Source organism: Streptosporangium sp. NPDC020145 (assembly GCF_040631275.1).
Taxonomy (GTDB): domain Bacteria; phylum Actinomycetota; class Actinomycetes; order Streptosporangiales; family Streptosporangiaceae; genus Streptosporangium.
The window spans coordinates 24,355-31,570 of sequence record NZ_JBEXZT010000046.1 but is presented as its reverse complement, the minus strand read 5'-3'; the positions used below and the strand labels follow the sequence as shown (position 1 = coordinate 31,570).

Below are 7,216 nucleotides of genomic sequence, written 5' to 3'. Positions count from 1 at the left end.
AAGGAGATCCGCCGCCGCACCGACGTGGTCGGAATCTTCCCCGACCGGGCCGCGATCGTCCGGCTTGTCGGTGCGGTTTTGGCCGAGCAGACCGACGAGTGGACCGAGACCCGCCGCTACATGGGGCTCGACGTGCTGGCCAAGTGCCGGATGCGCGTTCTTGCCGGCGACACACCGGCCCATAATCCGCTACCGCAGACACTTACCGCTTAACCTGCAGAAACAGGATCACGCGAAGGGCAGCTCATACACCACTTCGCTGGACGTGACCGCCGTTCGTTCGATCGTGTCAGGAGAAGGCCACGAATTCCTGCCGCCGGACTCCTCAGCCTCGACGGTTTCACAGACCCCGCGCCTGCAACGCTCTGCCCGGCCCGAATAAGCCTGAAGCCATAGGAATAGGCATCAGACGGGCACCTCACGCAGGAAAGTCCTCCGACTGTTCTGTCCCAGGAACTTGGCGCACCGGTATCAGGTCTGGCCCTTCTTCTCCTCTCCGTGCTGGACGCGCCGCTTTCCGATGAGTGGTGGTCGAACGCGACGCCCGCTCCTCCTGAAGGGGAAAAGCGGGCGTCGTCATGTCGCCCGGTATCGTGTCAGTCGTACAAGGTGACGCCTCGGTACTGCACGGTGCCCGGGAAGTTGACCGACGATATCTCACCCACCCCCACCCGAGGGCCGTCCATAGAGTATGGGCCCCATACCGGGTTCACGTGCAGGCCGCTCGCGTGAACCGCCTGCGTGCCTGTGCCGCCCGTGCACTTGCTGTAGACCATGTACCCCACCTGCCAGGTGGTGCAGCCCGTCGGGGCGGCATGGGCGGGGGACGCGGAGCCCACCAGCAGTGACGCGGTGAGCAGGGCGGTGGCGGACACAGCCGCGGCTCGGCTTTTTCTCATGTGCGCTTCCTCCGATTCCGAAGGTAAATGGCGCTTCCATTAAGAAACTTTCCTAAAAGGAAGATACGCCCTGGGTGACGCGAGTCAAGAACATCCCGCTCCCCATCTGCGTCCGATCACCATCCCACTGCCGCAGCGCCAAGGGTCAACGAAGTTGATCGAAGACGACTCGGTCGGTGATGTTGAGCGGGACCGTCATTCGCCAATAGCACCGACCACACGACCTTGCCGTTAACCACGTGTTGATGCCGCCTCTTCGGCCTTCCAGCCGGGACATACGAGAAGAGCGCCTCTTCCCTCATATCGTGGAGGCCTGCCCAAGGGGCATGGGGGAGACCAGAGGCGGCTTCGATCCAGAGTTTCGTGCCGGTGCGGTAGGCACCCCGAGAAATCGATCGTCAAGGATCTGGGGATGAACTCAGGCACACCGGCCAACTGGATGCGACAGCCGTGAGACACCATGGTCCTGTGGAATCGATCACCTTGCGGCGCTTCACCGACGGCGATTCCGTGGAAGAACTGACCAGGCTTCTGCATCGCGCGTACGCCGACCACGCGGCGGCCGGACTCGTCTTCTTCGCCTCCTACCAGACCCCCGAGGACACGCGGCGCCGTCTGGGCAAGGGCGAGTGCTGGATCGCCCTGGAGCAAGGAGCGATCGTCGGCAGTGTCACGGTGACGGGGACGTACGACACCCCGCCGGGATACCCGGCTCCCACCGCCGCGGGCTCGTTCTGGCAACTCGCGGTGGCCCCGTCCAGGCGAGGCACAGGTCTGGGGAGTCGTCTCCTGACCCTGGCCGAAACCCGCATCGCCGATCTGGGCTCGTCGAGGGTGGTGATCGACACCTCCTCCCAGGCCGCCGATCTCCTCGCCTGGTACGGGCGGCACGGCTACTCCTCGATCGGGACATGGAAGTGGGACGTCACCAACTACGACAGCGTCGTCCTGGCCAAGAGCCTCCTTCCCTGAGCTCGGCCCGCGGCCGCCCTCCAGCGGGAAACGAGCCTTCCGGCGGCAATGACATGGGAAAACGCGACCAACATCATTCCGCGACCACCGGCCGAGGGCCGCTCACGACGGCGTACGGCTGCGCGCCCCGAAACGACCAACGGCGCCCCACCAAGCCACAAGACCTGGTCAGGCGCCGTTTCTCAAGCAAAGCGGAGAGCGTGGGATTCGAACCCACGAGGACTGTCACCAGCCCTAGCGGTTTTCAAGACCGCCGCCATCGTCCACTAGGCGAGCTCTCCTGGGTGACGCGCGTCAGAACGCGTCAGATTGCACTTTAGTCTCTCACTGGTCCGGGCGTGCCCGCGACCGGCGCCCCGACTGGAACCGCCCGCCGAAAGACCACGGTGAAACCACAGCGAGAAGTCCAGGCCCGGCTGAGGAAGCCGGGTCTGGGCAAAACCGCGTCAGGCCTGTTGAGGAATGGCGAAGCCGTCTCCCACCGAGGCCGCCAGGCGGAGGTAGGCGTCGCGGGTTGCGGGTTGGAGCCTGTCCAGTTCGATCTCGGCCCCCTCCTCCAGGTGGGGGTCGTAGGGGACACGGATCACCGCCCGGCAACGGGCCGCGAAGTGAGCCTCAAGGCGGTCGAGGTCCACGGTCGACTTCGACCTGGGGCGGACGCTGCACAGCACGACCGTGGCCGACCGGACCAGTTCCTCGTAGTGGTGGGCCTCAAGCCAGTCGAGGGTCGCCGAGGCGGCGCGGGCGCCGTCCACCGACGGGGAGCTCACCAGGACGAGCTGGTCGGCCAGGCCGAGGACACCGGACATGGCCGAGTGGAGCAGGCCCGTACCGCAGTCGGTGATGCAGATCGAGTAGAAGTTCTCCAGGACCTGCGCCACCGCCTGGTAGTCGGAGGCGCTGAACGCCTCGGACACCGACGGGTCACGGTCGGAGGCGAGGATCTCCAGCCGGGACGGCGCCTGCGAGGTGAAGGCCCTGACGTCCACGTAGCGCTTGATCTGCTTCCGTTCGTTGAGCAGGTCACGGACGGTGGCGGCGGTCTCAAGCTTCACCTTGTCCGACAGGGTCCCGCGGTCGGGGTTGGCGTCGACCGCGATGACCCTGTCGCCGCGTGACTGGGCGAGGGTGGCGCCGAGGCCGACCGTGGTCGTGGTCTTGCCGACACCGCCCTTCAGGCTCAGTACGGCGACGCGGTGATGGCCGGTGGCCACGGGGGTACGGGCACGGGTGGCGAGTTCGCGACGACGACGGACCTCGGGCGACTCCCCGGGTTTGATCAGCCCGGCCGACGCCGTGTAGATCAGCCTGCGCCAGCCCCCGGAGGGCGCGTTACGGCGTCCTCTGAGCAGCGAGTCAGGGTCGAGGCTGTCGGCCGACGGCCTCGATCCGGACGTCTGCCTGGACGGCACGCTGAAAGCCGGCGGCGGCGCCGAGTGACGGCGTTTCGCCTGGTACGGCTCCCGCACCGGTTCGGCAGCGTCCTTTCCAGGCGCGCCGAGATCACGTTCGGGGACGGCCGAAACCCCCCGAGGCGTCACCGTTTCCCTGGCCGACGTCTCCCGGGACGGGACCTCCTGCACGACCGGAGGCTCCGGAGCCGCAGGCTGAGGAGCCGCAGGCTGAGAGGAAGCCGAGGATTGGGGGAAGGGCAGGTCCTTGAGGGTCGGCTCCCCCTGGGCGAACAGCGCCTCCCGGGAGAACGACACGTCCCGGAACGGCGCCCCCTCCCGAGCCGGTGGCTCCTCAAGGAAGGAGGAGGACCCCTGGGGAGGCGTCTCGGCGGAGGCGGCGTCAGAGCTGAACGCCCTGCCCCAGTCACGGGCGAAGGCACTGCTCTGGTGGGACTGCCCCAGCGCGCCTCCCCCGGCCGCCTGCCGCAGCGCGTCGCTCACCGTGGCCTGAGGTGACCTGTCGTCCTCGGGCGCCTCGTCGGCGGAGTCGGGTACGGCCCGCTCCTCGCTCGCGTGTGGCGGCTCCGCGACAGGGAGCGGCTCGCGGTTGACGCCCTCCGAGGAGGAGAGGTCCCCTGAGAGGGGGCCTGAGAGGGGGAAGGCGTCCTGCCTGCCGGCCGAGGGCGTGAAGGGCTGGAGTCCCCCGGGTTCCGAGTCGTCCAGCGGACCGTGACCGACCGGCGGGAAGCCCTGCTCGAACGCGTCCTCCGACGGCTCGGTGGACCCGAAGGAGGCCTGGTCGGGTGAAGAACCTTCGAGTTCTTCTGGGCCGGCCTGCGGGTCATCGGCTTCCGCCGGCGGCAGGTGATCACCCTGATCGGCGGAGAGGTCGACGGAGAGGTCGGCGGCGACCGGCTCGTGATCCGCGGGGGCCGCGAGGAAACCCGGGCCGTCGGAGGGCGCCTCCTGGACGGCCTCTGGGCCGTCGGACGTGTCCTGGCGGGGCAGCGGTTTCAGGGGCGCGAGGAAGGCCTCGTCGTCGCGGTTCGGGGACGGCGAGGGCGGGGGCACGCTGAAGGCGCCCGCCTCCATCCACTCGGCCGCGTCCGCGTCCTCGACGGGGGCGGGCGCGGCGGTCGCAGAGAGGCTGTTCACCAGGTGGTTCGAGGGGTCGGCGACCATACGGAACAGCGACGAGGACGCCGTGTCCGGCTCGGCGGGAACCGCGCTCCAGGGGTCTTTGGGGTAGGGCGAGATGACGGTGTCGTCCACCACGCCGCTCTTCACCGTGACGGGGGGCGCCTCCTCCTGTTCCTTGATAGCGTCGAGCCAGGCAAGCTGTTCCTCGAGAGATTCCTCACGATCGTGCCTTGCCACCGTGTTCCCCCTCGGGATGGGTGTAAAGAGGGCAGCAAACACATAGCAGGTTAACGCCCTGTGTTCTTGTCAATGCGGGCAACCACCAAGTTGATCCCCAGCGGATAGCGTTGGAACTATGCACGCCATCGTGATCGACAAACCTGGTGGGCCCGAGGAGCTTGTGTGGCGGGAGGTCCCCGATCCCCGGCTCGGTCCGGACGACGTCCTGGTCGACGTGGCCGCCTCCGCGGTCAACCGGGCCGACATCCTTCAGCGAAAAGGACAGTACTCCCCGCCTCCCGGAGCCTCGCCGTACCCCGGGCTGGAGTGTTCCGGGGTGGTCGCCGAGGTCGGGTCCAACGTCGAGGGGTTCAGGCCCGGTGACCGGGTGTGCGCCCTGCTGAGCGGGGGCGGTTACGCCGAGCGGGTGGCGGTGCCGTGGCAACAGGTGATGCGGGTGCCCGAGGGGGTCGACCTGGTCGAGGCCGCGGCGCTTCCCGAGGTCGCGTGCACGGTGTGGTCGAACGTGTTCATGACCGCGCGGCTGCGCAGGGGCGAGACGCTTCTCGTCCACGGCGGCGCCAGCGGGATCGGCACGCTGGCCGTACAGCTCGCCAAGGCGTTCGGGTCGCGGGTCGTGGTCACCGCGGGGTCGGCGGAGAAGATCGCCCGCTGCCTCGAACTCGGCGCCGACGAGGGGATCGACTACCACGAGGGCGACTTCTCGGAGAAGGTCCAGGCGGACGTCATCCTCGACATCGTCGGCGGACCGTATCTCGCCAAGAACGTCAGGGCACTGAAGACCGGCGGCAGGCTGGTTGTGATAGGGATGCAGGGGGGCTCCAGAGGGGAGCTTGACCTGGGGGCGCTTCTCACCAAGCGAGCCGCGGTGCACGGCACCACGCTACGCGCACGGCCCGTCGACGAGAAGGGCATCATCGTGCGTGGCGTCGTGGAAAACGTCTGGCCCCTGGTTGACGCGGGGGTCGTCCGTCCGGTCGTCCACTCCCGCGTGCCGATGAGCGAGGCCGCCGAGGCTCACCGGCTCCTCGAATCCGGAGAACACGTCGGGAAAATCCTGCTAGTAGGTTGAGAGCTATGAACGCTGAGGAGAGCACTCCCCATGTAGTGGTCGTGGGCCCGCAGGGGCTCCAGACCGAGGAGGAAGGCGAAGGTCGCTCTGTCGCCGATCTGGTCGAGCAGCCCGCGAAGGTGATGCGCATCGGCAGCATGATCCGGCAGCTCCTCGAAGAGGTCAGGGCGGCTCCGCTCGACGAGGCCAGCCGTAAGCGGCTCAAGGAGATCCACCAGAGCTCCATCAAGGAGCTTGAGGACGGTCTGGCGCCCGAACTGGTCGACGAGCTCGAACGGCTGTCGCTTCCCTTCACCGACGACGGCAACGGCACCCCGCCGAGCGAGGCCGAGCTGCGGGTGGCGCACGCGCAGCTGGTCGGCTGGCTCGAAGGCCTGTTCCACGGCATCCAGACCACGCTCTTCGCCCAGCAGATGGCGGCCCGCGCCCAGCTGGAGAACATGCGCAGGGCACTGCCCGGCGGGGTCTCCATGGGGCAGCAGGACAACCACCAGCAGAGCAGCTCCGGCCCCTACCTGTAGGTCCCCCCGTAGAGGTTCTCAAGGATTTCGGCCACTCCGTCGTCGTCGTTGGCCGCGGTCACGTGATCGACCGCGGCCAGCACCTCCGTGTGGGCGTTCGCCACGGCGTACGACCTGCCCGCCCAGCGCAGCATCGGCAGGTCGTTCGGCATGTCCCCGAAGGCGACGACCTCGGCGGCGGTGATGGCGCGTCCCTCGGCGAGGGCGGCCAGGGCGGAGGCCTTCGTCACACCGTGGGCGCTCATCTCGATCATGGCGCGGCCACTGGAATGGGTCGGGGTGACCAGGTGGCCGACCAGTTCGCAGACGGTCTCCTGGAGGGCGTCCGGGTTCATGTCCTGGTGCAGTGCCAGGAGTTTCGCGCAGGGCGTGGTGGTGAGCGTGTCGGTCTCCGCGCCGTTCAGTCCCGCCACCCGGTCCAGGCTGTCGAGAAGGAAGCCGGATTCACGTGCGAACCCGCCTTCGTATTCCACCGAGAACGTGAGCCCGGGAACCTTCTCCCTCAGGCGGCTCACCACCTCTTGAAGGACATCCGGGTCGATAAGGTGAGATTTCACAATCTGTTCGGCGTGGAGGTCGTAGACGAGCGCGCCGTTGGCGCATATGGCCAGCCCGCGATGCCGTACGGCGGCGGCGATCGGGCGCATCCACCTGGGCGGACGCCCCGTCACGAGGACCAGTGTGGCCCCGGCCCTCTCGACGAGGGCGAAGGCCGCTGCGGTGCGGGCTGAGACGGTGCCGTCGGAGCGCAGAGCGGTGCCGTCTAGGTCTGTTGCGACGAGCCTGGGACTTCCCATAACAGGCTCCAGTCTGCACCGTCCTCCGAAGGGCGCCGCCGCCGGGATGCGCCCGCGAGGAATCTTCCTCGTGGCGGGAACACGGGCGCGCCGGATAGTGTTAGATGTGATGGCGTTGTATTAGCTGAATCCCGTTGTGAAAGCCAGTTTGACTGAACCACCCCGGGGCCCGCTGTACGAC

At 67.8% G+C, this 7,216-nt stretch carries 7 protein-coding genes and 1 tRNA gene; 4 read left to right on the top strand and 4 right to left on the bottom strand.

All coding sequences use genetic code 11. From position 1 onward, the window contains the following. Positions 1-213 (top strand): transposase (locus tag ABZ463_RS39950; RefSeq protein WP_362785029.1); only part of this gene is annotated, 213 nt, incomplete at its 5' end. A gap of 383 nt (positions 214-596) precedes the next feature. Here the strand turns inward: ABZ463_RS39950 and ABZ463_RS39945 are convergent. Next, a complete protein-coding gene (locus ABZ463_RS39945) occupies positions 597-899 on the bottom strand; it encodes a hypothetical protein (protein WP_362785027.1) in 303 nt (100 codons plus the stop codon). A gap of 468 nt (positions 900-1,367) precedes the next feature. Between ABZ463_RS39945 and ABZ463_RS39940 the strand changes: the two genes are divergently transcribed. Beyond that, the gene (locus tag ABZ463_RS39940) at positions 1,368-1,871 is read left to right on the top strand and encodes a GNAT family N-acetyltransferase (protein ID WP_362785024.1); all 504 of its coding nucleotides are present in this window, start codon (positions 1,368-1,370) and stop codon (positions 1,869-1,871) included. Between the two features lie 192 nt (positions 1,872-2,063). Here the strand turns inward: ABZ463_RS39940 and ABZ463_RS39935 are convergent. Next, positions 2,064-2,152: transfer RNA gene (locus ABZ463_RS39935), tRNA-Ser, on the bottom strand. 165 nt (positions 2,153-2,317) lie between these two features. After that, positions 2,318-4,642 carry an AAA family ATPase gene (locus ABZ463_RS39930; protein WP_362785021.1) on the bottom strand — a complete coding sequence of 775 codons (2,325 nt, stop codon included), beginning with the start codon at positions 4,640-4,642 and terminating at the stop codon, positions 2,318-2,320. A 118-nt stretch (positions 4,643-4,760) separates the two neighbouring features. Between ABZ463_RS39930 and ABZ463_RS39925 the strand changes: the two genes are divergently transcribed. After that, positions 4,761-5,717: an NAD(P)H-quinone oxidoreductase gene (locus ABZ463_RS39925; RefSeq protein ID WP_352014894.1), complete on the top strand. Its 957-nt coding sequence runs from the start codon at positions 4,761-4,763 to the stop codon at positions 5,715-5,717. Between the two features lie 5 nt (positions 5,718-5,722). Continuing rightward, the gene (locus ABZ463_RS39920; protein WP_352014895.1) at positions 5,723-6,238 is read left to right on the top strand and encodes a bacterial proteasome activator family protein; all 516 of its coding nucleotides are present in this window, start codon (positions 5,723-5,725) and stop codon (positions 6,236-6,238) included. On the opposite strand, the gene ABZ463_RS39915 is transcribed toward ABZ463_RS39920, so the two are convergent. After that, a complete protein-coding gene (locus tag ABZ463_RS39915) occupies positions 6,229-7,035 on the bottom strand; it encodes an HAD family hydrolase (protein ID WP_352014896.1) in 807 nt (268 codons plus the stop codon). The genes ABZ463_RS39920 and ABZ463_RS39915 overlap by 10 nt on opposite strands. Positions 7,036-7,216 lie beyond the last annotated feature (181 nt).

Bases quoted from the DNA above. Each gene is read 5' to 3' on its own strand.
- ABZ463_RS39945 (WP_362785027.1), bottom strand. From the start codon at position 899: ATGAGAAAAAGCCGAGCCGCGGCTGTGTCCGCCACCGCCCTGCTCACC.
- ABZ463_RS39925 (WP_352014894.1), top strand. From the start codon at position 4,761: ATGCACGCCATCGTGATCGACAAACCTGGTGGGCCCGAGGAGCTTGTG.
- ABZ463_RS39920 (WP_352014895.1), top strand. From the start codon at position 5,723: ATGAACGCTGAGGAGAGCACTCCCCATGTAGTGGTCGTGGGCCCGCAG.
- ABZ463_RS39915 (WP_352014896.1), bottom strand. From the start codon at position 7,035: ATGGGAAGTCCCAGGCTCGTCGCAACAGACCTAGACGGCACCGCTCTG.